This window comes from Catenuloplanes atrovinosus (assembly GCF_031458235.1).
Taxonomy (GTDB): Bacteria; Actinomycetota; Actinomycetes; order Mycobacteriales; family Micromonosporaceae; genus Catenuloplanes; species Catenuloplanes atrovinosus.
In genome coordinates, this window is the sequence record NZ_JAVDYB010000001.1 from 5,031,160 (window position 1) to 5,054,537 (window position 23,378).

At 67.0% G+C, this 23,378-nt stretch carries 27 protein-coding genes and 1 pseudogene; 12 read left to right on the top strand and 16 right to left on the bottom strand.

What is annotated here, in order from left to right:
• Positions 1-121: 121 nt before the first annotated feature.
• Entirely contained in the window at positions 122-808 is a 687-nt protein-coding gene (locus J2S41_RS22375; RefSeq protein ID WP_310370164.1) for a class I SAM-dependent methyltransferase, read from the bottom strand.
• A 180-nt stretch (positions 809-988) separates the two neighbouring features.
• Positions 989-1,627 (bottom strand): hypothetical protein, encoded by a 639-nt coding sequence (locus J2S41_RS22380; protein ID WP_310370166.1) that lies wholly within the window; start codon positions 1,625-1,627, stop codon positions 989-991.
• An 804-nt stretch (positions 1,628-2,431) separates the two neighbouring features.
• Between J2S41_RS22380 and J2S41_RS22385 the strand changes: the two genes are divergently transcribed.
• Entirely contained in the window at positions 2,432-3,655 is a 1,224-nt protein-coding gene (locus tag J2S41_RS22385) for a helix-turn-helix domain-containing protein (RefSeq protein WP_310376455.1), read from the top strand.
• A gap of 47 nt (positions 3,656-3,702) precedes the next feature.
• Here the strand turns inward: J2S41_RS22385 and J2S41_RS22390 are convergent, their stop codons facing one another.
• Positions 3,703-5,535 carry a prolyl oligopeptidase family serine peptidase gene (locus J2S41_RS22390; RefSeq protein ID WP_310370168.1) on the bottom strand — a complete coding sequence of 611 codons (1,833 nt, stop codon included), beginning with the start codon at positions 5,533-5,535 and terminating at the stop codon, positions 3,703-3,705.
• Positions 5,536-5,845: 310 nt separating this feature from the next.
• Between J2S41_RS22390 and J2S41_RS22395 the strand changes: the two genes are divergently transcribed.
• Positions 5,846-6,229, top strand: coding sequence for a transposase (locus tag J2S41_RS22395; RefSeq protein WP_310370170.1), 384 nt, complete (start codon positions 5,846-5,848; stop codon positions 6,227-6,229).
• A 23-nt stretch (positions 6,230-6,252) separates the two neighbouring features.
• Positions 6,253-6,483 (top strand): transposase, encoded by a 231-nt coding sequence (locus J2S41_RS39885; RefSeq protein WP_374728262.1) that lies wholly within the window; start codon positions 6,253-6,255, stop codon positions 6,481-6,483.
• On the opposite strand, the gene J2S41_RS22400 is transcribed toward J2S41_RS39885, so the two are convergent.
• Together J2S41_RS22400 and J2S41_RS22405 are read right to left on the bottom strand one after the other, a co-directional pair.
• Positions 6,440-7,390, bottom strand: a complete 951-nt coding sequence (locus J2S41_RS22400) for an aminoglycoside phosphotransferase/kinase family protein (protein ID WP_310370172.1) — start codon at positions 7,388-7,390, stop codon at positions 6,440-6,442. The two genes, J2S41_RS39885 and J2S41_RS22400, sit on opposite strands and share 44 nt — an antisense overlap.
• Entirely contained in the window at positions 7,387-7,974 is a 588-nt protein-coding gene (locus tag J2S41_RS22405) for an HD domain-containing protein (protein ID WP_310370174.1), read from the bottom strand. The genes J2S41_RS22400 and J2S41_RS22405 overlap by 4 nt, the downstream gene beginning before the upstream one ends.
• 35 nt (positions 7,975-8,009) lie before the next feature.
• Here J2S41_RS22405 and J2S41_RS22410 point away from each other — a divergent pair, with 35 nt between their 5' ends.
• The gene (locus tag J2S41_RS22410; protein ID WP_310370176.1) at positions 8,010-8,459 is read left to right on the top strand and encodes a hypothetical protein; all 450 of its coding nucleotides are present in this window, start codon (positions 8,010-8,012) and stop codon (positions 8,457-8,459) included.
• On the opposite strand, the gene J2S41_RS22415 is transcribed toward J2S41_RS22410, so the two are convergent.
• The 3 genes from J2S41_RS22415 to J2S41_RS22425 form a co-directional block, all read right to left on the bottom strand.
• Positions 8,456-9,046 carry a hypothetical protein gene (locus J2S41_RS22415; RefSeq protein ID WP_310370178.1) on the bottom strand — a complete coding sequence of 197 codons (591 nt, stop codon included), beginning with the start codon at positions 9,044-9,046 and terminating at the stop codon, positions 8,456-8,458. The genes J2S41_RS22410 and J2S41_RS22415 overlap by 4 nt on opposite strands.
• 183 nt (positions 9,047-9,229) lie before the next feature.
• Positions 9,230-10,432 carry a helix-turn-helix domain-containing protein gene (locus tag J2S41_RS22420; protein ID WP_310370179.1) on the bottom strand — a complete coding sequence of 401 codons (1,203 nt, stop codon included), beginning with the start codon at positions 10,430-10,432 and terminating at the stop codon, positions 9,230-9,232.
• A 122-nt stretch (positions 10,433-10,554) separates the two neighbouring features.
• Positions 10,555-10,881 carry a hypothetical protein gene (locus J2S41_RS22425; RefSeq protein WP_310370181.1) on the bottom strand — a complete coding sequence of 109 codons (327 nt, stop codon included), beginning with the start codon at positions 10,879-10,881 and terminating at the stop codon, positions 10,555-10,557.
• Positions 10,882-11,081: 200 nt separating this feature from the next.
• Here J2S41_RS22425 and J2S41_RS22430 point away from each other — a divergent pair, with 200 nt between their 5' ends.
• Complete coding sequence (locus tag J2S41_RS22430) at positions 11,082-11,255, top strand: hypothetical protein (protein WP_310370183.1); 174 nt, start codon at positions 11,082-11,084, stop codon at positions 11,253-11,255.
• A 21-nt stretch (positions 11,256-11,276) separates the two neighbouring features.
• Here J2S41_RS22430 and J2S41_RS22435 read toward each other — a convergent pair whose 3' ends face one another.
• Together J2S41_RS22435 and J2S41_RS39890 are read right to left on the bottom strand one after the other, a co-directional pair.
• The gene (locus J2S41_RS22435; RefSeq protein WP_310376457.1) at positions 11,277-11,654 is read right to left on the bottom strand and encodes an HIT family protein; all 378 of its coding nucleotides are present in this window, start codon (positions 11,652-11,654) and stop codon (positions 11,277-11,279) included.
• Between the two features lie 388 nt (positions 11,655-12,042).
• A complete protein-coding gene (locus J2S41_RS39890) occupies positions 12,043-12,579 on the bottom strand; it encodes an integrase core domain-containing protein (RefSeq protein ID WP_374728146.1) in 537 nt (178 codons plus the stop codon).
• Positions 12,580-12,606: 27 nt separating this feature from the next.
• On the opposite strand from J2S41_RS39890, the gene J2S41_RS22445 reads away from it, so the two are divergent.
• The 3 genes from J2S41_RS22445 to J2S41_RS22455 all read left to right on the top strand — a co-directional run bounded on the left by J2S41_RS22445 (position 12,607) and on the right by J2S41_RS22455 (position 14,416).
• A complete protein-coding gene (locus J2S41_RS22445) occupies positions 12,607-12,774 on the top strand; it encodes a hypothetical protein (RefSeq protein WP_310370185.1) in 168 nt (55 codons plus the stop codon).
• Between the two features lie 488 nt (positions 12,775-13,262).
• Entirely contained in the window at positions 13,263-13,736 is a 474-nt protein-coding gene (locus J2S41_RS22450; protein WP_310370186.1) for a hypothetical protein, read from the top strand.
• A 20-nt stretch (positions 13,737-13,756) separates the two neighbouring features.
• On the top strand, positions 13,757-14,416 hold the full coding sequence (locus J2S41_RS22455; RefSeq protein WP_310370188.1) for a 3'-5' exonuclease: 660 nt from the start codon (positions 13,757-13,759) through the stop codon (positions 14,414-14,416).
• Between the two features lie 367 nt (positions 14,417-14,783).
• Here the strand turns inward: J2S41_RS22455 and J2S41_RS22460 are convergent, their stop codons facing one another.
• Complete coding sequence (locus J2S41_RS22460; protein WP_310370190.1) at positions 14,784-15,017, bottom strand: hypothetical protein; 234 nt, start codon at positions 15,015-15,017, stop codon at positions 14,784-14,786.
• Between the two features lie 29 nt (positions 15,018-15,046).
• Between J2S41_RS22460 and J2S41_RS22465 the strand changes: the two genes are divergently transcribed.
• Positions 15,047-15,313, top strand: coding sequence for a PfkB family carbohydrate kinase (locus J2S41_RS22465; RefSeq protein ID WP_310370193.1), 267 nt, complete (start codon positions 15,047-15,049; stop codon positions 15,311-15,313).
• Here J2S41_RS22465 and J2S41_RS22470 read toward each other — a convergent pair.
• The gene (locus J2S41_RS22470) at positions 15,303-15,905 is read right to left on the bottom strand and encodes an NUDIX domain-containing protein (protein ID WP_310370195.1); all 603 of its coding nucleotides are present in this window, start codon (positions 15,903-15,905) and stop codon (positions 15,303-15,305) included. The two genes, J2S41_RS22465 and J2S41_RS22470, sit on opposite strands and share 11 nt — an antisense overlap.
• A 742-nt stretch (positions 15,906-16,647) precedes the next feature.
• On the bottom strand, positions 16,648-17,595 hold the full coding sequence (locus J2S41_RS22475; protein WP_310370197.1) for a phosphotransferase: 948 nt from the start codon (positions 17,593-17,595) through the stop codon (positions 16,648-16,650).
• 221 nt (positions 17,596-17,816) lie between these two features.
• Here J2S41_RS22475 and fxlM point away from each other — a divergent pair, with 221 nt between their 5' ends.
• The 3 genes and pseudogenes from fxlM (at position 17,817) to J2S41_RS22485 (ending at position 19,737) form a co-directional block, all read left to right on the top strand.
• Positions 17,817-19,043: a methyltransferase, FxLD system gene (fxlM, locus tag J2S41_RS22480; RefSeq protein ID WP_310370199.1), complete on the top strand. Its 1,227-nt coding sequence runs from the start codon at positions 17,817-17,819 to the stop codon at positions 19,041-19,043.
• Positions 19,044-19,325: 282 nt separating this feature from the next.
• Positions 19,326-19,463, top strand: a pseudogene (locus J2S41_RS39895) (pentapeptide repeat-containing protein); the annotation flags it as partial.
• Positions 19,464-19,494: 31 nt separating this feature from the next.
• On the top strand, positions 19,495-19,737 hold the full coding sequence (locus tag J2S41_RS22485) for a pentapeptide repeat-containing protein (protein ID WP_310370200.1): 243 nt from the start codon (positions 19,495-19,497) through the stop codon (positions 19,735-19,737).
• A 420-nt stretch (positions 19,738-20,157) separates the two neighbouring features.
• On the opposite strand, the gene J2S41_RS22490 is transcribed toward J2S41_RS22485, so the two are convergent.
• The 3 genes from J2S41_RS22490 to J2S41_RS22500 all read right to left on the bottom strand — a co-directional run bounded on the left by J2S41_RS22490 (position 20,158) and on the right by J2S41_RS22500 (position 23,092).
• Positions 20,158-21,387: a hypothetical protein gene (locus J2S41_RS22490; RefSeq protein WP_310370202.1), complete on the bottom strand. Its 1,230-nt coding sequence runs from the start codon at positions 21,385-21,387 to the stop codon at positions 20,158-20,160.
• A 490-nt stretch (positions 21,388-21,877) separates the two neighbouring features.
• Complete coding sequence (locus J2S41_RS22495; protein ID WP_310370205.1) at positions 21,878-22,153, bottom strand: hypothetical protein; 276 nt, start codon at positions 22,151-22,153, stop codon at positions 21,878-21,880.
• 498 nt (positions 22,154-22,651) lie between these two features.
• Positions 22,652-23,092 carry a hypothetical protein gene (locus J2S41_RS22500; RefSeq protein WP_310370207.1) on the bottom strand — a complete coding sequence of 147 codons (441 nt, stop codon included), beginning with the start codon at positions 23,090-23,092 and terminating at the stop codon, positions 22,652-22,654.
• Between the last annotated feature and the right edge of the window lie 286 nt (positions 23,093-23,378).

Consider the following 23,378-nt stretch of genomic DNA (forward strand, 5'->3'; position numbering starts at 1 on the left):
GCACGCGGGACGTCGCGCTACCACCAGCGCCCATGTCAGGGGTGGGGGTGCCCCGGCCGGACCGTTCGACGGGCGGATTGCCGATCAGCCCGGCCGGGGCACAGGGGGAACGGAGCCAGGCTCAGTCGCCGGTACGGATCGCGGTGGTGCAGACCAGCGGGTTCGCCACCAGCCGCGTGGACGGGTGCCTCAACATCTCATGGAGCCGGCCGACGTCCTGCTCGCCGAACCCCTGCGCGGCCAGGTGCGGCCGCAGCCCGTCCGACACGGACACCAACAGCTCGCAGCCGGCGGTCGCACCGGGCCACGTCTCGGTGTGCACCTCGACGTGGAAATCGCTGTAGCCGGCCCGGGCGAGCACCCGCGGGATCTGCCTCGCCCACGTGGCCTCGTTGCCGAAGCCGTCCAGGATCTCCCGCAGCGCGCCGCTGTACCGGGCGTGCAACCGCTGCGCATCATCGACGGCGCTATACGCGACGTACCCGGTGTACAGGCCCATCTCCTCGACGACTATCCCGCCACCGCGCCGCACCGTACCGGCGGCACGCAGCAGCGCCTCCTCGCGCGCGGGAATGTGCGCGAACACCATCCGGGCGTGGACGCCGTCGAACGGTTCGTCATCGGGCACCGGGTCGGTCACGATGTCGTGCCGCTCGACCCGGACGACCGCGCCCGGATGCAGCGTCTTATCCGTGGCCCGGACGAACCCGGACGGCCCGACGACCTCCTGCATGTCCTGCGCCGTTCTGCCGTGGCCGGCACCGATTTCCCACCACCGCCCGCCCGCGCCCAGCCCCACCGACTCCATCCGCGCGATGCTGAAGCGGTCGAACATCGCCGACAAGTGGTCGAGGGAGGTGTCGCCAGCGGGGTGTGCGAGCCCATAGCTGCCCGCGCGGGCGGCTTCGGAAGTGCTGATAGCGGTCATGGGAACTCCTGAGTCAGATACAGGTGCCGGCCGGGCATGGCGAAGCCGCACACCAGAGGGCTAGGCGATTGGGATGGGATGGCGCGCCGGAAGATGCCGGTCGCGCAGTTCGGCGTGCAAGGGCTCCAAGGCGGCCCACTCGGCGAAGGGCGACAGGTGGCGGTCCGGCCAGGCCTCGTAGGGCAGCTCGAACGTCACGGGCTCGGCCGGAGCACCGTCGATGACTTCGAGGCGGACGAGGGTCGCGCCGTAGTCGCAGGTTCCCGGCGCTGGAAGGTTAGCCTCGATGGGCACCAGCGGCGCGACGTACCGGGCGCGCCCGGTACGGCCGTCACCGACCGTGGAGGATTGCACCTCCTGCCACGCGCTGGCGTGTTCGTACCAACACAGACCAGCGTTCGCCCCGCTGCACCAAGGCGGGTGCGACAGCAACCGCCGGATGCCATCCGAGCTGGCCCACGCGGTGACACGGCCGTACACCAGCCCCGTAGACAATGGAGGCTCACCCTCCGCAAGCCGCGCTGCCGTCAGGTCATGGAAAGCCCGAGCCGCCAGCGGCAGAACCTCAGACAGCAGCTTGTGCGGGCCGTGCTCGCGCAGCATCGACAGCTTCACCGGCAGGCATGGATACAACTCTCCGTCTTCCCAGCATCTCCACGAGCGCGGATGCGGCACATGGCGTGAGAGGTCCAGATCCATCAAAGCGGCGCTCCTCCCAAAGAGGTAATCCGGTCGGTGGTTGAGGCGGCGGCCGCGCGGAAGTTCGCCCAACCGCGCGGCCGCCTTTCGCTGTTCGGCTGAGGGTTGCGAGCCAGCAGCCGAGCACCGGGTCAAAGAACCCCGGTCAGGGCGGGTCCCCCCGCTCCACCGCAGCCGGGCCGGTCTGTGAGTCAGCCGTTGCGTTGCGGCGGCGGCAGCGGCCGGCCGACAAACCGCCGCGTCGCAACGCCTGGCGTCCTCTCGGCCACATCCGCCAGGTCAACCTGATATCGGTTGGTTCGTACCGCTCGCTACATGGAAGATTCAGAAAAGATCCGTTACGCAGCTTGCGCCTGGCCAGCGTCTGCCGGGCCCTCGTGCCGTTCGCCGCGGCTCGTCGGCTGAGCCTCACGTGTATGACCGGTATTGCCACCGCGGGCTCGTCGGATGCGCGCGGCACCCGACGACTGCGGGAGGTGCACCACGGGTTCCCTCAATCCGATACGCGTGCGTCATCCCAACTCCAGACCTCTGTCAAATCGCCGCATCCCCACCCGGAGGATGGGGAACGCTTGCGTATAACCGCCGCCAGGTGAGGCGTCTCAACGATCGCCATTGGGCGACGAGCGGTCGATAGGTTCGATGCGGACGGTAGCCGTGTCCGCATCGGTCATGCGCAGCGCCGGGGATTGCAAGCCGCCCGTAGACGGGCGACAATCGGTCCTCGTTTAGGTGGTCCGCGATGCCACGAAGGTTGCGATTTGTGTGAGTCAGACCCCAAAGAGGTTGGTTCCGGCCAGGTCAGTGCTGGACTACGTCGGTGCGCGGATCCGAGAGTTGCGGGCGGCTCGAGGGATGTCACAGGCGGACCTTGGCGTACTGCTGTTCGTTCATCGTGATCTTGTCCGCAAGATCGAAACGGCTGAACGGGTTCCTTCAGCAGACTTCCTTACGCGCTGTGACCAAGTGCTGGAAGCGCATGGGGCATTGGCGCGGTTGGTGCCGGTAGTCGAACGCGAGAGGGTTTTGCGTGCTGTGCGCGCAGATCAAACCAGCGAGGTAGCGTTTCGCAGCAGTGCGACCGACCGGCCGGTACTCGATTGGTTGCTCGCCGATTCTGCCGGTCAGCAATCAGCAGTAGACAACGACATCACCGCAGAAGCGGCGAGGGAGCTGGAGGATCTTCGTGACCGTGACCATGCAGAAGGTGCCGGCGCGACATATCCAGACGTTGAGGGCGCGCTCCGCGGGCGGTTGACCACATTAGCCACGACTGCACCGCAAATTGCGACCGGGATGCTCGAGCTCGCGGGGTATGAGGCTGTCGATCTCGGCGTTGACGGTTTGGCTCAGCAGCATTATCTGCGTGCGTTAGACCTGATGACCCGTACCGGTAACCACGTTTACGGCGGCTACTTGATTGCAGTTAGTCTCGCGCACCTCGCGTTGCACTGTGGTGACGAGCAGCAGGCTCTTCGGCTGGCCACTGCTGGCTTGCGCGGCACAGGGGATCGAGCCACCCCGGCGGTGCGGGCAGCGTTTCGCACAGTACAGGCACGTGCCTATGCCAGGCGCCGCGACGAGTCCGCCTGTGCAACGGCGCTGCTGCGAGCCGAGGCTGACTTAGCTCGCAGCAACCGAGCTGATGAGCCTTACTGGATTGGATACTTTGGCGAAGCCGACTTCGCCGACGAGAAGGCCCACTGCTTCTTCGACCTCGGCCTTTATGGGCTCACGCGCCGTGAGACTAGGACCGCACTCACCTTGCTATCCACTGACCGGGTACGTCGGATCGGCATCGACACCGCCCTCCAGGCTTCCGCCCTCGCGCGCGGCGGTGAACTCGACGAGGCCTGTTCTGTCGCCCGGCGGGCGATCGACCACATGGGTGGACTGGCGTCCTTCCGCGCCGGGCATCGGATCGTTTTGATGCTCGCCGAGTTGCAGCCGTACGCTCATCTGCCGCAGGTCCGTGACGTGATTGAATACGCCGATGCCACTCTTGGACCGCTTCTTAATCCGGGGTAACGATACTTTCGCGGTCGACAACTTTTCGATATGCCGCTAACTCCGCTTCAAGGGCAGCCCTTTGTGTCGTACCGTTCATATAGTGACCTATTCCGTCGAATATAAGAACTCCGGCGAGAAGGTTGCGTCGACTCACCTCTCGTGCTAAATCCTCGGCGTCCCTGGAAGGTGCGACCGCGTCGGCCGCACCATGAATGATCAGTACTGGCACGAATCTGTCTGGCATCGACCGGTGATATGGCTGAGGCAAGAATTGCGGCATGTGGTCGTTGGAATCGTGGTGCGGTCGTGCGCCACGAATTCGGATTTACGATGGCCGATCGCGCGACCGCCATCGCGAACGGCCCACTCCTGCAGGCCGCTTTCAGCGCGGTGTATCCGCCAGCGCTGGCCCCTGAGATGAAGACGGCGTCTGCGCGTACTCGGCCCTCTTCGATGAGTTGAATAGCACACGCCTCGCAGTCTTCTACATCGAACGCTCCCCAGTTGCCATCGAGTGCTTTGCGGAACGCTCGGCCATAGCCGGTGCTACCTCGATAGTCGACATCTGCTACGGCGAATCCACGACTTGTGAAGAATTGGACTTCGGAGTCCAGGCGCAGCTCGCTATGGTAGGTAGGTCCAGCGTGTGGTCGCACGATTAAGGGTGGCGCTTCATGTGGGGGCGGCATTGGCGGATATAATGTAACGATTACTGGTCCGCCAGCAGAGTCGACCTGCAGCACCTCAGGATGCGACAGCGTCTCTTCCGCTGACGATAGTGCTGGCCGACGGATCACTTGAACCGAGTCGCTCCCATCTGTTGCAACTAGTGCAATCTCGGAAACATTTGTAGTTGACGCGCCAATCAATCCAACACGGTCACCATGTGCCGCGAGATAGGGCTTGAACGAGGTGTACGGAGTCTCGATGGCTCGTGAACTGCCGTCAAGCTCGACGACCAGCAGTCGCTGCCGCGGACCATTCTGAGTCGTCATTGCAACCCGGCCGCCCGGCAGTAAGGCGTAATTTGCATAACCCGACTCCCAGGGCGCAGTCGCACACTCAGCAGACATTGGCGCTACGGCCTGCGGTTCGCCGTCGTGCCAACGGTAGAGGTTCCACCATCCCGATCGATCTGATATAAAGTATAACGACCCGTCGGCTGACCAGGTCGGCTGAACTGCCGATTCGTCCGCTCCGCCAGCAATGCGCCGCGCATTCGCGATCTGGCCACCTCTTGCATAATCGGCAACCCATAGCTCGCAGGAATCCCACGGCATGACGGAAGCGCTCCACTGCGACCAGGCCAGGCGGCCAGTAGTCCAGCGAGGCGAGGCAAGAAAACCGTTAACCGAAAGCAGAATGCGAATATTGGTGCCATTCGGTGTCGCCGTCACGAGGTCGTCACCGTTCTCATGCTCGCGAATCGCGAACACTTCACCGCTTCCTGTAGAAAGATCGCCGTAGGCGAAAGGACCTTCGGAGGTTAATGGCGACCCTGAAAATTGGCTCGTCTCGGCGTCCAACGCCGCAACCTGGTCCGGCTGGACGACGGTGTATGGTCGTCCTCCGTAGGCGTGCAGCCTGCTGCCGATGCCACCTCCCGATGCGCTGTGTGCAATTAGGCGGCCGGCGCTCCAGCGCATTACGACCGACTGATTCGCTGGTGGTTGGTACTCCAGCCACCACAGAGCGGTGCTGTCGCTGGTCAGCCAATCAAAGCTCGATCCTGGATCTGAAATACTCCACTCGCCCACGGGGACCTTGGTCACCGGTCGAAGCTCACCGTCCACGGACCGATCACAGCACACCGACCGAAGAGTGACAACGTGTGGTTGCCGCCGACAAGTGACCGGCCGCAATCCAACGCTTGCCGCCTGCGGGTGCTCTGCCGCCATGCATGTCGAGGCTGGTGTCCGCGCTGAGTGCCCGCTGCCCCACGTCGGACGCCTTGCGCGAGGCTTGCTCGCCCCACAGATGTTAGAAGATCACCGGCCCAGCACGGCGGATGCCTGGTGCTGATCGACGAGAAGCTTTGGTTAGCTGAACAACTGATGCGGACACCACCGCTGTCCGCATCAGCTGCCTTGCACCGACGAGTCGCAAGTTGTCGGATTAAAAGCTCCTAACACGATCTACTGAATCGATGTTGATCAGCGTCGCGTATTGGTGTCGAGTCTCGTTCGTACGGGTCTGAGTGCGCCGTGGGTGGTCGATGACGAGTTGTGGGCGTTGATCGAGCCGTTGTTGCCGCCGTGGCCGGAGAGGTCGCCTGGTCCGCGGCCGGTGCCGGACCGGTTGTGCCTGCAGGGCGTGTTGTTCGTGCTCTACACCGGGATCGGCTGGGAGGACCTGCCGCAAGAACTCGGGTTCGGGTCCGGGATGACGTGCTGGCGGCGGCTGCGGCGGTGGACCGACGCCGGACCCTTCGACCGGCTGCACCGGATCCTGCTCGCGAAACTGAACGCGGCAGGCCGCATCGACTGGTCGCGAGCGGTCATGGACGGCGGGCACCTCGACGCGAAAAAGGGGGTCCCGGCACAGGTCCGTCACCGGTCAACCGCGGCAAGCCCGGCAGCAAGCATCACCTGATCACCGACGGCGAAGGCACCCCGCTGAAGGTGCTCACGACCGGCGCGAACGTGCCGGACATCAGCATGGCCGTCGCACTGCTGGATTCCGTGCCGCCGATCGCCGGCCGGGTGGGCCGGCCACGCTTCCGGTTCCCGGTCCTGCTGGCCGACAAAGGCTATGACAGCAAAAAGTTCAGGGCCGAATGCCGACGACGTGGCACCCAGCCGATCATCCCGCAGCGCAGACCCGGAAGAGTGCGCAAGCACCCGTGACTTGACGTTGGACTGTGGTCAATAGCGTTTCGAGGGACGGGAGCATATTCCGGCCGAGGGCGGCCTGATCGAGTAGCCAGTTCGCGGCCCACATCCGGTGCCAGCCGAGTGCCCAGTCGGCGGCGGGAAGCCCGCCGCGCGTGGTGAGCGCGTCTCGGGCGCCGCCGGCGGCCACGTAGGCGCGGATGTGTGCGTGGAGGCGCTGTGGATTCGGTGGGCTGCGGGTGCCGTACCAGGTGGCCAGGTCCAGTAGGCCGGGGCCGATGAAAGTCTTGGCGAGGTCGACCAGGCGCAGGCCGCGGGCGCCGATGTGCACGGACGTCGGGTGCAGTTCGCCGTGCACGAGCCCGAACGGTGCGAGGCTGGCTCCGGCGGCGCGCTTCGCCGCTACTTTGTCGGCCGCGGCAAGCATGACCGCGATGTCACCAGTGACGTCCCCCAGCCGGGAGTTCCTGGTCAGTGTGCCGAGCGCGGTGAGCGCTTTCCCGGGCAGCATCGCCAGGTTCTGGTCAGACCAGACCGGCAGCGGGGAGAAGGGGGTCATGTCGCGCTGCTGGTGCAGGACAACGGCGACGCGTGCCGCATCACCGGCGGACGCTTCCCGGATGGGATGACCGAGGTCTTCCAGCAGCATCGTCAGGATGCCGTCGTCATGGCGGGCCGCGAGCACGTCCGGTACCGGTACTCCGGCCCGTCGGCAGGCCGTCAGAAGCCTGTCCTCGCCGGTGAAGGGTGTCTTCGCATACTTGAGGACCACTGTGCGGGCGTCGGTCAGGCGGATCCGTTCGACCCCAGAGTGGGCCCAGACACGAATCGGTGTGTGTCCCGCCGGTGCCGCGAGGCCGGCGTCGGTGCAGAGGCGCTGGAGGAGACAGCCGATGCGGTCTTTGTCCCAGTCTCCTGTCATGGCCGTGAACGGCGCGCCGCGGCCGTAGCGACGACGAGGTCCGTGACGACGCCACCCAACGCATCCGCCAGGCCAGCCGGGATGAGCGGGGCTGCCGCCAGGTGGAAGGCGGAAAAGTGCGGCACCAGATCGAGGAGCTGCGCTCGCTGGGAGAAGAATGCGGTGGTGTCGCCGGAGGCGGCTGCCCGGCGCAGCAGCGACCGCAGTGCGACGATCTTGTCGGCGGTCGAGACGAGCAGGACCGGCTGATCATCGATCAGCACGGCAGGGGCGCCGCTGTCGAGGGCTCGATGCTCGGCTTGAAGGGCCCGTACGACGCGGGTCGTCTCGGCGCTGTAGCGGGCGGTGAGGTACCCGTCGAGGTCGAAGCCGGCCGGGACGAAGTCGGGGCTGTCGTGCAGGAGGGCGGCGGCGACGATGTCGGGGGCGATACCCGGCTCGTGTGCGGCGAGGGTGGCGGCGACCTGGGTGGCGTGGGCCAGAGCCGGCCGGCCGTCGATGATGTGGCCCTCGCACCAGCGTTGGGCGTCGGTGAGGGCGTACTCGATGAGGGGATGCCGGGGCGCGGCGAGGACGCTGGTCATCGTGCGGGTACCGCCTTCGTCGATAGCATGGCCGCATGGTGGGACCACGGCCGCAATGGTCAGAGGACACCTGCGCGGTCTGCCCGGCGCAGCTGCTGGGTCCTGGCGACTTCGATGTGGTGGCCCGTCCGGGGCGGGAGTTCGGCTACCGGCCCGAGGTCGGCTGGCGGATCGGCCCGGACGGGACCGCCGTGTGTGTCCACCCGTACCGGGTCGGGCTACCACCCGGCCGGTACGCCTCCGCCGGCGCACCGCTCCCTTCGCCGGCCGAGGCGGTGCCGCTGCCGTCGGAGGAGGCGCTGCGGCTGCCGGAGGCACTCGACGATCTGGAGGGGTGGCTGGTCGCGACCCTGCGAATGGCAGGCGACGACGAGATCTTCTCCGCCGTGGCGCGTGCGGAACGCACAGCGGCCACCCGGTTCGCCCCCGGCGCAGTCGTCACCGCGCTGCGCCGGGTGCTGTCGCGCGAACTCGCGCGGCGTTAGCCGACCACGGCCGGGCTGCGGCCGGCGTCGAAGTTGATGTCGTGGGCGCGTCCCCAGCCACGCACGCCCGCGCCGGCGTAGACGGTGTCGAGGACGGTCAGCCGCCGGTCGACCTCCGCGGCGTCGAGCCAGTACCGCAGCGGCTGCTCACCCCACCCGGCAGCGGCGTAGTAGGTGTCGGTGACACAGCCGCGGGAGTAGGTGAACTCCTCCAGCTCCGTGGCGTGCGGGAACGTCACCCCGAGGTCGGCCTGCATCCGGGTCATGACCGTGAACTGCGCCAGGACCGCGTGGATCATCTCGTCGACCGGCGGCGGCACCAGCAGCTCGGCGGCCTTCTCGTCGCCGGTGAGGCCGAAGACCGCGGCCTTGAGCGCGAGCACCCGCAGCGCCTCGGTCAGCAGCGGCCCCGCATCGGTGTCCAGGTTCCACCTGGCGACCAGGGGGTAGCCGGTGAACGTCGCCCAGCACGTGCTGTACTTCATCGACGAGCTGGTCAGCCGCTGGTGCAGCGGGTGCGTCTCGATCGCGGCGAGGATCTGCGCCGCCCGCTCGCCGACCTGCTGCGGGTTCAACGTGGTGGTCATCGCGTGCGTCCCTTCATACGGGGATACCGGACGGGCACGGCGACGACGCCCTGTCGGCAGTAGCCGCCGCGTCCGGATACCCCGACGCTAAAAGCAATGACGCACGTTGATGTAAGACGCGCTGTCCCACTCCGGCAGGCGCGCGCGGGCACCGAGTAGGACGGGTGGGGTGAGCACCGCTGGTCAGGCAGCCGACAGACCCATCCGGTTCGCCAGACCCACCAGACCGGGCAGGCGGTGCTTGCGCCGCCGCGGCAACAACTCCGCCACCGTCGCCCGCGCGATCCCCTGATGATGCAGCGCCTTCGGGGCGATCCTCTCCGCCCGCAACAGCGTGCCGACCGCATCACCCGAGCGCCAGTCGAGGGTCTGCGCCCACGCCACATTGAGCAGGTACCGCATGTGCATGGCCGGCGGCACGCTCTCCGGACGCTCCACATCCCGGGTCAGCTCAAGCGCCCTCCGCGGCTTCTCCGCACTGATCTGCGCGTCGACCGCCCGCATCGCCACCACCGTCGGCCCGAACGCCACCCCGACATACCGGGTCGCCGAATCGGCCCCCATCCGCGCCGCCGCAGCCCTCATCAGCCCGATCATCTCATCCGCCTCGGCATGACGCCCGCTACGCGACAGCGCCACCGCCGTGTACCGCAACAACTCACCCCACACCGCGACTTGATCCAGCGACGCCTGCGACAACGCCGGCTCCACCTCCGCCGCCGCGGTCACCGCCAGATGCTCCGCCTCCGACCACAACCCCTGCCGGGACAGCAGCCACGAACGGGTGGCCTGCTGGCTGGCGAAGAGCAACTCATCGCCAGCCGCCTCCGCGGCCCGCCTCGCACCATGCAGCGCCAGATGCGCAAGATCCTCATGCGCCAGATGCGCCAGCAACGACGCGGCGATCTGCAACGCCTGCGCCAGCGCACCGTGCGCAACCGGCCGCTGCTGCTCCGGCACGGCGCTGATCGCCACATTCGCCGCCATCAACTGGGCCGGCAACTCTCTGGCGAGGAGTGGATAGTCACCGGCCCAATACCGCCGCCACAGCTGCCGTACCCCGTCCTGCACCTCAGCCACCGACAACACCGGCCCATCCACCGGCATCAGGCCGAGAACAGCCCGGCGCAACCGCAACAGCTCAGAGTCCTGGGCACCGTAAGGAAGGCCACGCGGCTTACCGAGCAACTCACCCGCATCAACATCCAGAGCGTGCGCCAGCCGCGTTAACGTCTCCAAACTCGTCGACAACCGCTGCTTCTGCTCCAGCTTCCGAATGACCGCAACCGAAACCGACGATGCCTCCGCCAAGCCCTGCTGCGTCATCCCCCTCCGCCGCCGCACCGCAACGAGGTGATCACCCAACGAGACGTTCTCCGCCGCCATCCTCGCCTCCCGGCCCGGTCGATGCCCATCGTCGGAGTTCCCATCAAGCCTATCCGCAGCAGCAATGGGGCACGGGAACGCCAGCCGCCCCCGACTACGGCTGGTGCTGCCGGGTGAATGTTTCAGCGCCACCCGCCTGGGGCGACCAGCCACACCTCGGCCGTCGACCGGGTGTTTTCGGCAGGTTGATAGGGCACCGCTTCGGCAGGTCCTTCGGCCACCACCAGGATCCAAGACGCTCGAATGCGGCGCACGTCAATGATCAAGATCGGCGCCTGGTTTCGGCACAGCAGGTCACCGAGGAGGAACTGTCCATCGAATTCCGGGCCGTCGTCATCGACACCCCGGCCGAGGCCGGTGACCTGCTCGCCGTGCTCGACCGAGCACTGAGCCGCGCCCGCCGGCACGCCTTCATCCTCGCCGGCCACGACCTCGACACCGACCTGCACCGCATGCAGGCGCTGTCCCCACACCCGCTGCGCGGCGCTGCCGGCGTCGCCGCGCTGTGGACCGACCGCACCACCGCGGACCGCGGTCTCGCCCTCATGATCGACACCAGCGCCGAAGCGCTCCCGGCCAGCTACCCACCACCGTCAGCCGCGGCGACCAACTCGACAACGCCAAGGCCCACCGCGCACCATGCATCGTCGTGCCCGACGAGCAGCTCACCGACGACCACGCGATCGCGGACGCCTGCGCGAAGCTGTTTCATCACCGCCGACCCGGCTCGCCGCACCCCGATCGGGACCGGGTACGTCAAGCCGCCACAAACATCGCCACGCAGCTCCTGCATCTGGCCCGCTCACAGCGACGCCTCCGTTGAGCACCATGGCCGTGCAACGTCTCAAGCGCGGCCCTCTGGCAGGTCACCTCGCCACAGCACATGCACATGCAGGTGCTTGGACTCCTGGTAGTCACCTTCGTTCGTCACGACACACGCCGCCCCATGCTCCTCGCGCACCATCGCGGCGACCTTCCGGACCATCTGGAACACGTCCATCAGCACTTCCTCGCCGGCATCACCGAGATTCACCAGCGACGGCACATGCTGCTTCGGGACCACGACGATATGCACCGGGTAGCTCGGTCGAGTGTGCTCGAACGCCAGCACCGTCTCCGTCTGCATCACGACCTTGACCGGCGTCCGGCCCGACAGCGCCTCGTCGCAGTAGAAGTCCGACACGTTCGCAGCAGGTACCGACGTAGTCAAAAAATCACCCATTCCGCATTCACCACGACCACCGCACCAGCGAAGATCGCGCACCGACACCATGTCCGCCGAACCCGGCGGCCAAACGGCGCATAGGCTACATGGAAGTTGCCCAGCACGCATAAACTGCGCCGCTCCGCGTCTCGAAATTTTCCGCCAACCACACCACTCGTCGCGTGCGACTGCATTCGTGAAACAGGTGAAATACGCGTGCCAGAAGATCCCAGTCACCGGTCGCTCGAGTAACCTTCCGCGCGAGCCCGCCAGCAGGGTGACGCCGCTAGGGTCGCGGGCCATGGACCGTATCGCGATCATCGGCTGCGGCGACGCCGGCAGGGCCGCCTTGACCGCCCGGCCTGGGCTTGACCCGTTTTGACGGACAGGGTCTATGAGTTGATCTTTAAGCTACCTTGAGCGCGGGTAGCAGGCTGATGACGGCGCCGCCCTCGTAAGCGGCGGGACTGAGGTAACCGAGGCTGGAGTGCCGGCGGCGGGTGTTATACCAGCCCTCGATGTACTCGAATATGGCTTGGTGGGCGGCCTTGCGGGTGGGCCAGGCCTGGCGGTGGATCAGCTCGGTTTTGATCGTGGAGAAGAACGATTCGGCGACCGCGTTGTCCCAGCATTGCCCGCGTCGGCCCACGCTCAGGCGGACGCCGTGCCGCTTCGCGAGGCGCGCGTGCTGGGCGCTGGTGTATTGGCAGCCGCGATCGGAATGGAAGACCAGGCCGTCGGCGGGCCTGCGCCGCCGGAGGGCGCGACGGTGCCCGACCTGGTCTCGGGCAGGCTCGATACCGTGATCGCCGGCTGCATCGACAACCTTCGCAGCTCGCACAGCGAGGCCGGAACCCCGTGCACCGCCTCGTTTCTGCTGTGCCTGTCGTGCCCGTGCGCCCGCGCGACTCCGGCGCACCTGCCGGTCCAGGTTCTCGTCCACGACGAGTTGCTCGCCCGCCAGGCACGGATGACTCCGCTGGCCTGGGCACAGCGGTTCACCACGCCGACCACACAGGTGGCGGGCCTGCTGGCCCAGTACGGGCCCGGCGCGGTCGCCGACGCCCGCGCCAACGCCACCGACGTCCAGCGGAAGCTGGTCGACCGGTTCCTGAGCCGAGAGCTGGACTGGACATGAGCACCGCCGCAGTCTCCCGCCGGCTGCCACAGCCGCCGACCCGGACGGGTCGGCCGGCCGCGGACACGCTGGTGCTTTCCAACCGACCGCTGCGCCCCGATGTCGATCCCGCCCGGTTGTCACGCTTCGGCGACGACCGGTGGGTCCTGACCCCTGCGCTGCACGAGGCCCACGCCAAGCCACTCACCCTGAACATGGCCGCCGTCCCGGCAGCGTTCCGCGAGGTGGTCAAGCACGCCGCGTGGCTGATGCTCAACGAGGACCTGGACGCCAACACGGCATTCGGGGGCGCACGAGCCGGCCAGCCGTCAAGACCGTCGCCGCCACGGTCGGGTTCATCACCCGGTTCTGCGAATGGCTGCGGCTGCGCGGCATCGCCGCTTCGCCGACGTCACCGCCGCGGATTCTGTCCAGTACGCGTTCGACGTTCGTCACAGCGACGTCAGCCACGGTCAGCGGGAGGATCTTCTCGCGGCGGTGGCGCGGCTGTGGGCGATGCGTTCATGCTGCCCGAGGCTGACCGGCTGCCCGAGGCACCGCCGTGGGGCGGCGAACGTATCCACGACGTCCCGGGCGTGCGGCGGGCCAGCGGCGAGAACTGCACGCCCGACCCCACAGCGCGATCGGTGCGCCACCGCCCACCGGCAACCGGCAACCGGCAACCGGCAACCGGCAACCGGCAACCGACCGAGCAAGACATGCGCGACGTTCTTGACCAGTTCGGATACGAATCGCCGTTCGTCATCGACAACGGCCACGTGTGGACACACGGGCTCGGCGAACAGCGTCGCTACGCTCTCCAGCACACTCTCCGATACCAAATCTGGGAGATCGACCAACCACACCTGCTCCACGCCCACGGCCGCTCACTCACCGGCCACCTTCCCCCAGAGGATCAGCAGTACGAGTTCGCGCGCATCCGCGACACGTTCACTCAGCAGATCGTTACCACCGACGACTGAACCCATCGACTCGGAGCCCGATGACAAGCACGAACTGGTTTCACGCTCCCCTGGCCGCCCTCGATCTCGAAGGCACCGGCGGCCAGGATAAAGACCACGAGGCCATCCTCGAGATCGCCACGGTCCGACTCATCGACGGCCGACCCGACTACAACACCGCCTTCCACACCCTCATCAACCCCGGCCGCCCCGTCCCACACCGGCCGTGGATCAGTCCCGGCATCACCGACGCAGACCTCACCACCGCGCCCACCACCGCCGAAGTCGGCGCCCGCCTCAAGCCGATGGTGCACGGCTGCTATCTCGTCGGCCACAACGTCCGCGTCGACTGGAAACTGCTCCACCGCCACTACCCCACCATCACCATCGCCGGACTCATCGACACGCTCCGGCTGGCGCGCACCGCAGTCCACGGCGTCCACCACTCCCTCACCTCGCTCCTCGACCACTTCGCCCTCACCGACGAGGTCACCGCCGCAACCGGCAGCCGCCCACACCGCGCCCTCTGGGACACCGTCGGCACCGCACTCCTCCTCCCCACGCTCGTCCAGCACCATTGGGCACGCGAGCCAACCCTCACCACGCTCCTCGGCCTCGCCGGCATCCCCGCGGACTCCCACATTCCATCGCCACCCGGCCAGCCGGCGCTATTCGACCTCGACGCACACCCCGACGTCTGACAACCGGCCACCAGCCGAGACCGGACGTGAAGCGACCATGACACATTCCGCGACGTTCACCATCGGCGGCGACCTCACCATCAGACAGACCGCTGGCTCAGAGCGGTGCGCTCCATAGCCGGAGGCCTCCGTCCGGTCAGCCGGGCGCCTACAGTCCCTGGGCGGGCGTGGACCTCGTCGGGGTGAGGGCCTCCAGCACGGCGTTTGCGGCTGGTGACACGTTCTTACCAGCATCCCAAGTCGAGCAACGGTCGGTCCGGGTGTTGCACGACGCGGGCGTCCGGCGCCACTGCCTGGATGAGACGAGGAGGTCAAGCCCATGTCGGGTTCGCACCAGCAGTCCAGGCCAGCGCCGAGTGACTGCCGCTCACACCCCGCCGCACCCGCGGGCCCGCCGGCGAACCGCGACACGGCGGAGCTGACGGTCGCCGCGAACCGTCGCCAGCGCGCTGGCCGCGTACACGGCGTCCGGGTCGGTCGCGGTCACGGCGATCGCGGCCTGGGCCACGGTCGTGCTCTTCGCGATCGGCCGCCACCGGTAGCTGACCTGCCACAACGCCGGTCGATCTCTAAGCGTGATCCCGGCACAGTGACTCACCATGATTCACAATCTCATGCGAGCGGGGCCTGGTGGTCGTCACCGCAGGACGACACGGCGCCTGGGCGCAATCAGCCGCCGGCCAGAGATGGCGAGCCACCGCCTTGGCGGTCGACGTCCGTCAGCCGCAGGGCGCCGGCGCGGCGTTCTCCGCCGGACTGATCCACACCTGGGACACCGGCCAGGACATCGCCGCCCGGCTCCGCTTCGCCTGCGCGGTCGGCAGCCTGTGGTGCACGCGGGCCACCAGCGACCCGCTGCCCACCGACACCGAGGTCGCGGAGGCACTCACACCGTGACGCGGGCCGACTCCAACGCCCCGGACAGCTTCGTCACGAACCGGCTCACCTGATCGGGGGCGAAGCAGTCGCCCACCCACCGATCAACGTCAGCCAGCCGGACCCAGCGGATACCGGCGAACTCGCGCGGGTCCGGCTGGATCGGCATGCCCTCCTGCCCCCGGATCACGTACCACAAGGTGACGTCGGTGTGCGCCATCGGATCGCCGTCGGCACCGACCCGGCTCTCAGTGACGAACAACGGCAGCGACCCGATCGCCGGATGAAACTCGGCGGCCACCCCCAGCTCCTCGCTGGCTTCCCGCACCACGGTCACATCAGGTAGCTCGCCGTCGTTGTGGCCGCCGGCGAATACCCACCTGCCGGCCTTGACGTGATCAACCTGCATCACCGTGCCGGCCGCGTCGTCCAAGAGCGCGAAAAACACCGCAAGATGCCGCGGCGGGACCGCGCCATGCTCCCGAAACAGCGGCTCGCCCGAATCGATCCACTCCAGCACCGACGCCTGCGTGGAAGCCTCGATCACATCGAGCGGGCGAATGCCCGCGACCAAATCACGGATCGCGTCACGAAGGGCCTCGTCAACGACCATCCTCAACCTTTCGACTCTCATCAATAAACTGTGGCTCACGCCGCGATAGAACCTACCGCGCTCCGAGCCGCTCTGGGCGACGCCACGGTGCCCGCGTTGAGGTGTCTGATCCCGTTGGAAGGACGCCGGTCCCTCCCGAGGGGTAGTCGCCGCCCGTGTCGCAGGCCGGGTCGAACGGTGCCGCACTACGGTCGCGGCCGTGGGCTTCGTCCGCGAGTTTGGGGCTCTGCCCCGTCTTGCGTGAAGGGTCATCACCCACGGCCTGGGCCCATTCAGCCGTAGCCTTGGTTCCCGGCGCCTTCGGCCATCACCGATGGAAGGGCGATGCGTCATCACGATTGGTGGGACAGAGCCCGAAACTGGCGGACACGAGAAAGGGCCAGTAGCCCCTGGGCCCCAAGATCACAGACAACTGGTACCCACGCAGACGCACAAAGCCAGGCATCTGGGCCCGCCGAACGACCCCAAAGCCGCCATCACCCTCCTGCGCCGAACCACCAGCCTCGGGGTCAATCACCTCGACACCGCCGACGCCTACGGAACCCCACACCGCCGAAGAACTCATCGCCGCTGTGCTTCACCCGTACCCAACCGACCTGGTCATCGCCACGAAAGGTCGACTTATGTTGCCAAGCCATCAGCCGGCTTTACCACGACGAGCGGCCTCAAGACTGCCCCGCACAGCCACCGTCTGGGGGTGGTCGGGGACGGCGTGAACTCGGCCAGCCGGACGCTGACGCGGTCAGGTGTAGGGGTTGTCGTTGCTGTGGAGCATCTCGACGCGGGCGTGCTGGGTGTCGAAGTCGGCGCGGCGGTGGTCGCGTTGTTTCCACAGCACGGCCAGCCAGCGCAGGGCGCAGGTGCGCTGGTTCGCGGCGAACTGGCGCCGGTTGGCATCGGTGATGCCGAGGTCGGGCAGCACCTGGGCCCAGATGTGGTCCGGGACGGCCCGGCCGGAGATGTGCTCGATGAGGTCGGCGGCGTCGAACGGCACGGTGCTGTAGCCGGCGTACTCGAAGTCGACGCAGCCCGCCCCGGTGTCGGTGATCATCCAGTTGAGCAGGTTCGCATCGCCGCGGGACAGCACGGGGGTGGTCGGGGTGGTGACGAGGTCCGCGTCCCCGCTGCGCTGCCAGGTAGTGAGCAGCTTCCGCATGGCGGGGGCGAGCGAATCGTCCGCCTGTGAGGCCAGCATCTGCGGCCACGTCTGGGTCAGCCGGATCATGTAGTGCTCGCCGGTGTCGATGCGGGGAAGGGTGGCCAGCAGGCCGGTCAGCCGCACGGTCTGCAGCCGGGCGGTGGTGTGCGCCAAGGCCCGCAGTGCGGCCATCTTGTCTGTGGCCTCAAGCAGTGGCTGGCCATGGAGCCGGCTCATGCCGATCGCCGGCTCGGCCGGCGTGTGGTCTAGCCACAGGGGGGCGGGGACGGTGGTGAGGCCGTGTGGGGCGAGCAGTGTCAGGGCCGCCCATTCCCGCTCTACCCGGTTGCGATCTGTCTTGACGTACAGCTTGATCACGACATCGTCGCCCGCCGAGGAGGTCCACAGGTAGAGGTCGTTGTGCATGCCGCCGGTGAGAGGGCGTAGGCCCAGCTCCGCCAGCGCGGTCTCGCCCTCGGCGCCGGTGTCGGCGCGTACGCGGCGCAGCTGTGCGAGCAGCTCGGCTGGGGTATCGACGAGCGGAGCAGTCATGCGGTACGGGTCCAAGTTCCACGGGATGTCTTCCGGAACTGACCGTAGTGCCCGGTCGAATGTGGGTCGCGTGACACCGCCGAGAATGTCACGCGACGGTGGTCAGGGCCCCAGGTGGCGTCAGGCCGACGGTGGTATTGACGTGGTGGACGTGACGCAGGAACGCGCACGCCACCCCGGAAACCCCCACCGCGCACACCGACCCCGCTACCCTCAGCGCGGTGACCACCGACACCACCACCATCGACGCCACCGACGCCGCCGCCCGCCAGCAGGGCCTGGCCGACTACATCCGCGACCGCGGCACCTTCACCGGCCACCCCCGCGTCGAAGCCGCGTTCCGGACCGTCTTCCGGCACCAGTTCCTGCCCGGCATCCCGCTCGACGTCGCCTACGGCAACCAGCCCGTGGTCACCAAAACCGCCGACGACGGCACCGCACTGTCGTCGGCGTCCAACGCCAACCTCGTCGCCGCCATGCTCGGCCAACTCCAGATCACCCCCGGCGACCGCATCCTGGAAATCGGCGCCGCGACCGGATTCAACGCCGCCCTCATGGCCGAACTGACCGGCCCCGACGGACACGTCGTCACCATCGAATACGACGCCGACCTCGCCGACGGCGCCGCCCGGCACCTCGCCGACGCCGGCTACCACAACGTCACCGTCGTCAGCGGCGACGGCGCCCACGGCCACGCCGACCACGCCCCGTACCAGCGGATCATCGTCACCGCCGGCGCCGCCGACATCTCCACCGCCTGGTGGCAGCAACTCGCCGCCGGCGGCCGCATCGTCATCCCCCTGCGCCTGCACCCCAGCGGCCTGTCCCGCTCCATCGCCTTCACCCACACCACACCCGGCCACCTCGTCAGCGTGGAAAACCCCCTCGTGTGCGGGTTCGTACCGATGCGCGGCACCGCCGCAGCCACCGAACGCCACATCCGCCTCGCCGAAGACGTCCTCCTCAAAATCGACGCCGCCGACCAGGCCGACGACACCGCGCTCGCCGACGTCCTCCGCCACCCGGGCGAAGCGCACTGGACCGGGATCCGCATCCACGACCAAGAACCCGCCGCGCACCTCGACCTCTGGCTCGCCACCACCAGCGACATCCCCTTCGGCCGGCTGTCCGTCGGCCCCGTCGCCCGCTCTAGCGGTCTACTCGACCCCGCGCTGCGCTGGGCGGGCGCGACCCTCCACGACGGCACCGCACTCGCCTACCTCGCCGTGCGACCCGTAACCGACGACGAAAACGAACTCGGCCTGATCGCACACGGACCCCAGACAGCCACGCTGGCGGCACGCGGCCTCGCGCTGCTACGCCAATGGGACACCGACCGGCCAGCCGTACCCACCATCACCGCCGTCCCCACACCCTCAGAAACCCCGCATCCCGCAACGCCCGGACACCTCCCCCGCCCGGACACGCTCATCACCATCACCTGGTAAGAGCAGAACTCGGACACAAAGTCCAGCACGCCCACGCAACGCACTTCGGGGACGCACCGCCACGGCGCCGACGCAGGTGATCACGCTCACCACGGCGGCCGTAACGCCCGTTAGAGTCGGTGGCCGCCGCCCACCTCCGCACCGGCGGCCGCCGATCACCAACTCCCCACCCCGCATCCCGGAGGACTGCCGTGCACATGATCAGCGACCTGTCCGGCCCCGGCGCTACCCCGGCCCGCCCGCCCGGCACCCGACTGATCGCGTCCATACCTCTCAGGCGCGGACATGGCCGGCGTGAACCTCAGCGGCGCGGACATGGTCCGCGCGAATCTGGTGGGTGCGAACCTGGAGCGCGCGCAGATGGTTTTCACGAGCCTGGGCGGCGCAGACATGGCCGGCGTGGTCTTGGCCGACGCGGACCTGTCCGGCGCTGCCCCCGGCCCACGCAAACTTGCGAAACGCGAACCTGCACGGCGCCAACCTGCACGGCGCAGCGCTGGAGGGCTCGGACCTGCGCAACGCGGATCTGGAGCAAGCGAACCTGAGGCGCGCGATGCTACGCGCCGCGAGTTTGCAGTCCGCGCATCTGTCCGGTGCGGATCTGCGAGACACTCTGGGCGTGACGCAGGCGCAGATCAGCAGCGTCACCCTGGACGAGAGAACACAGTTTCCGCCCGGGCGTACGCCGAACTGACCCGTACGCTGCGCGGTGCCTCTGCCGATCTGCCGCTGACCGATCCACTTGACCGAGGACAGCGCGCGGCGCGACGTCGCGAACACGGTCGCCGGCAGCCGCACCGCGGATTCGAGTGGCCTCATACCGTGCTGGCGCACGGATCGCGGCAGATCAGTACGTCGGGCAGCTCAGAGTAGGTTGGTTGCCAGCGGTGTCGAGAGAGACCGTGACGCGGCCGTACGGTTCGGTGCGCGAGCCGCGAAAAAGGCGTGAGCCTCCTTCATTTATTGATGGGTACCAAGCTCTTCGGGTCATCGACTGGTTCCGGGCATAGGGCGACCGTACGATTCTCGGGTGACAGACGATTCCAGTACGCCATCTCGAAGTCATGAGAGTCCTGACTGCGTCCTCCGCCCAGGCCTGGTCGGCCTGCGTCGATCACCTGTCCCTTCGTCCGGAAACGCGATCAGCGAATCTTCTGAGAAGCTCCACCAAGAGGTTGCCAACCACTCCAATTGCGATGCCCGCAACGTATAGATACTGGTCAGCTTCTTGGGCGGCGTACATGTCTTCGACGTGGGCGGTCCGGATTCTACTTTCCACCGCTATGGCTCGATCCTCAGCACTCTTAGAGCAAGAATTCCATTCGGCCAATTCGCCTTGCGGTCCGCCAGACCCGTAATACGCGAGTGTGGCGCCAGGAAATATGTGTAGGTACTCGGAATAGTCACCTGATCCCTCCTTGAATGGAGAGCGATCTGGATAGGTATAGCGAATCTCTTGCCCTCCCTTAACCTCAATCGACACAGATGCGCAGGCAGTAGGGGTGGCGCCCCTACGATCGTCGGATACCGTTGCGTAATCCGCGGGAGAGAATAGGTTGTAACTTCCGGCTCGCCCTTCCCAGAAGTCGTCTGCGGTGCCGAACTCGCAAACTAATCCTCCCGCATCAATAGAATCGCCCCCTGATGCCGCAACGTCGATCCTCACAACCGTGGACCAGAAGTTCAGTACGTCGTCTCCCACTTCTTCGGCTACTTCAGCAAGAGAATCTTCACCGGCGATGACTTCTACGCCAGCTCCGTGCACTGGGTCGCACAGACCGAGCCGTTCAGAAGCCGCGCCAGCTGCAAGCAGGTAGGCTGTCCCGCCTTCTGGTAATCCTTCGAGGTTTACCAAGACTTGGGATCCAGCGTTCGGTCTCATCGAAAGTTGAATGCCAGCCGCCGCCAATGGAAAACCGCCAGAGACGCGCAGTTCGAGACGATCTCCCTTATACCAGAAGACACTTCCCCCTGCACGATTGTCCAAGAAGTTTAAAGCGCTCGGGATGGCGAACCAGAGCAAAAGGACGGCTACCCCGCCGAGAATCAACGTTGACAGCCAACTTCGTCGAGGCGGCTCGGACATTGATTCTTCGGGCGCGGCCTCATTGGAGTCCGCGCAGGCTTCGGGGAGGGAGCCGGACGAGCTGCCGCTTGGCGCCCTATGAGATTCTTCGATCGTCGCCAGGGCTGCCAATTTCTCATATTGTGCACTGAAGAGTCCTCTGGCTGAGCTTTGGCGATATAGAGCAGCCGCTGCCAATACGGTCGCCCCTATCGATATCACGATACTTAAAGCTATTCCCATAGATGATTGCTTTTGGTCGGACATGAGCCTAGTCATGCAAGGCATGCTATTTGATTTGCGCTTTGCAGAACAGCCTCAAGCAGAGGCTAATCTCAATAAGTGGTTTCACTCTTCTCGACAGATGCGCGCATCCGGCACGCCAGCCGTTTCATGATCCGCCGCACCCACGGTAAACTGGTTCCGATGGCGCACCGGCAATGGAGATCCGCCAGTCGTACCGGCACTCGTCAACATCTCGGCTCGCGGCGCCGGCAACGTCGAGCCGGAACTCGTCGAACATCTAGAACCCGAATCTCAATCTAGCGAACGGAGGCCGACCGGCTCATTGACGCCTGCCAGCAGGGTGACGTCGCTACGGTCGCGAGCCATGGACCGTAACCACGCGATCACAGGCTGCGGCGGCGTCGGTAAGACCGTCTTAAGCGCACGCCCGACCACCAGCTCGGCCCTGTCGGTCATCAACCTCGACGCTGCTGCCGTTGGCGCGGCGTGCACGGTGGCCGAGGCGCCATCGGGCGCGAGGATGTCAGCCGCGGCGGCCGTAGAGATGATCGACCGCGCCGGGTCCGAAGTAGGGCGGGGAGGCCGCGATGTCGTGGGGTGGCCAGGACTGGACGTCACCGCAGCGCCGGCAGGCCCACGACCGATGCCCGCCGGAGGCGTTACACGGGCAGCCGATCCAGCCGATCAGCACCGTACCGGCCAGCAACGAATGTTGCTCGGGACCAGCACACCGCTCCGGCGCCTCCTCCCGGTACACGACCCGCCCGCGGACAAGGACCGTGCGGAGCAGACCCACCATGCACTCCGGGCAGGCTGGCACCACCCCCGCGTACGGCCGGATGACGGGGCCGTGATCTGCGCACACCCATTGGCCGGGCACCGGCCGAAGCGAGGGCCAATCTACGTGTTCCACCCACGCACCCTACCCGAAGTTCGTACACGTGTACGATTTCGTGGAATCGATCAGAGCGAGACCCGGCGAAGGAGCACCTTCCGAGAGTGCGCGGTACGTCCGCGACCAGCCTTCACGGGTACGGCAGCGCACAACTGCACCGCGCCGACCTCGCGAGCCGCATCATCGCAACCCCAGGCGTCGGCAAGCCGGGCTCGCCGTCCACGGCCAAGGACGCGCGGCACCGTGCCCCTGCACCGCCAGCACCTGCCACGACAGCGCGCCAGCCTGCACGGATGTCCGATCGGGCGGGCCGGCCACGCCGATGCCGGACTGACGCCGGGCCAGTCAGACCGGCGACCAACCGGTCCCGTTGCCCTCCCGCGGGCGGCGGGTCCGCCCGTTCTACCTGCGGCGGCACAGCGCGGCGAGGTCCTCCACGAACTTGTCGACGAGTGCGTGAATGTCCCGCTCTTGGGCACCGTGCGGGTCGAGCCAGGGCCTGCCGTCAACACGGAAATATTCCAGGACCTCGTGGACTCCCTCGGCGACGGCGTAGTTCGCGAACCGGTCGATCCATTCTTCGACGCTCCGAACACCGCCCGGTATCCCGTCCTCGGGTCGCTCCCAGCCTCCGGTCTGCACACCGTCTTCCGCGTAGGCGCACGGGATCGCCGGCCCGGTCAGTTCGCCGGGACCGAACTCGCGTCGCTGCGGCGTCCGTCCGTAGTTGAGCTGGAACGTAACGCGCCGCGCGGCCTCTTCAGCGTTTCCCGCGTTCTTCCTCTCGTCCAGGTACTCCTGCTCGGAGTCGAACGAGAGACCGTTATATATGAATTCGGGCATGCCTACCCCAGCTGATGGAACGAGTGTTGGACAGCGGGAAAGGTAACGCCGCGCTGCATACGCCTTACGTCGCGTCTCTCGGTCGGCGCACGGCCGATGTGGAGTCCCGTTCACCGTAACCGACTACCGGACCGCGGCATCTGGGCGCCGCGCGAGCGAGGGGTCCGCAACCCGGGTCGTGCCCGTCGTCAAAGGCGTGCAGCGCTACCACTGAGGGCTAAGCGCGCCTTCAGGCTGCGCAGGCGGGCACTCCGAGCGCACGCTTCGGTCCTCGATACGTACGGTG

Excerpts from the sequence above, each read along its gene's own strand:
- J2S41_RS22375 (WP_310370164.1), bottom strand. The coding sequence starts at position 808 with ATGGAGTCGGTGGGGCTGGGCGCGGGCGGGCGGTGGTGGGAAATCGGT.
- J2S41_RS22415 (WP_310370178.1), bottom strand. The coding sequence starts at position 9,046 with ATGACCACCACGTTGAACCCGCAGCAGGTCGGCGAGCGGGCGGCGCAG.
- J2S41_RS22400 (WP_310370172.1), bottom strand. The coding sequence starts at position 7,390 with ATGACAGGAGACTGGGACAAAGACCGCATCGGCTGTCTCCTCCAGCGC.
- J2S41_RS22410 (WP_310370176.1), top strand. The coding sequence starts at position 8,010 with ATGGTGGGACCACGGCCGCAATGGTCAGAGGACACCTGCGCGGTCTGC.
- J2S41_RS22390 (WP_310370168.1), bottom strand. The coding sequence starts at position 5,535 with ATGGCGGCAGAGCACCCGCAGGCGGCAAGCGTTGGATTGCGGCCGGTC.
- J2S41_RS22380 (WP_310370166.1), bottom strand. The coding sequence starts at position 1,627 with ATGGATCTGGACCTCTCACGCCATGTGCCGCATCCGCGCTCGTGGAGA.
- J2S41_RS22455 (WP_310370188.1), top strand. The coding sequence starts at position 13,757 with ATGACAAGCACGAACTGGTTTCACGCTCCCCTGGCCGCCCTCGATCTC.
- J2S41_RS22500 (WP_310370207.1), bottom strand. The coding sequence starts at position 23,092 with ATGCCCGAATTCATATATAACGGTCTCTCGTTCGACTCCGAGCAGGAG.
- J2S41_RS22475 (WP_310370197.1), bottom strand. The coding sequence starts at position 17,595 with ATGACTGCTCCGCTCGTCGATACCCCAGCCGAGCTGCTCGCACAGCTG.
- J2S41_RS22435 (WP_310376457.1), bottom strand. The coding sequence starts at position 11,654 with ATGGGTGATTTTTTGACTACGTCGGTACCTGCTGCGAACGTGTCGGAC.
- J2S41_RS22405 (WP_310370174.1), bottom strand. The coding sequence starts at position 7,974 with ATGACCAGCGTCCTCGCCGCGCCCCGGCATCCCCTCATCGAGTACGCC.
- J2S41_RS22460 (WP_310370190.1), bottom strand. The coding sequence starts at position 15,017 with ATGGTGAGTCACTGTGCCGGGATCACGCTTAGAGATCGACCGGCGTTG.
- J2S41_RS22495 (WP_310370205.1), bottom strand. The coding sequence starts at position 22,153 with ATGGTGGGTCTGCTCCGCACGGTCCTTGTCCGCGGGCGGGTCGTGTAC.
- J2S41_RS22445 (WP_310370185.1), top strand. The coding sequence starts at position 12,607 with ATGACTCCGCTGGCCTGGGCACAGCGGTTCACCACGCCGACCACACAG.
- J2S41_RS22470 (WP_310370195.1), bottom strand. The coding sequence starts at position 15,905 with ATGGTCGTTGACGAGGCCCTTCGTGACGCGATCCGTGATTTGGTCGCG.
- J2S41_RS22490 (WP_310370202.1), bottom strand. The coding sequence starts at position 21,387 with ATGACTAGGCTCATGTCCGACCAAAAGCAATCATCTATGGGAATAGCT.
- J2S41_RS22420 (WP_310370179.1), bottom strand. The coding sequence starts at position 10,432 with ATGGCGGCGGAGAACGTCTCGTTGGGTGATCACCTCGTTGCGGTGCGG.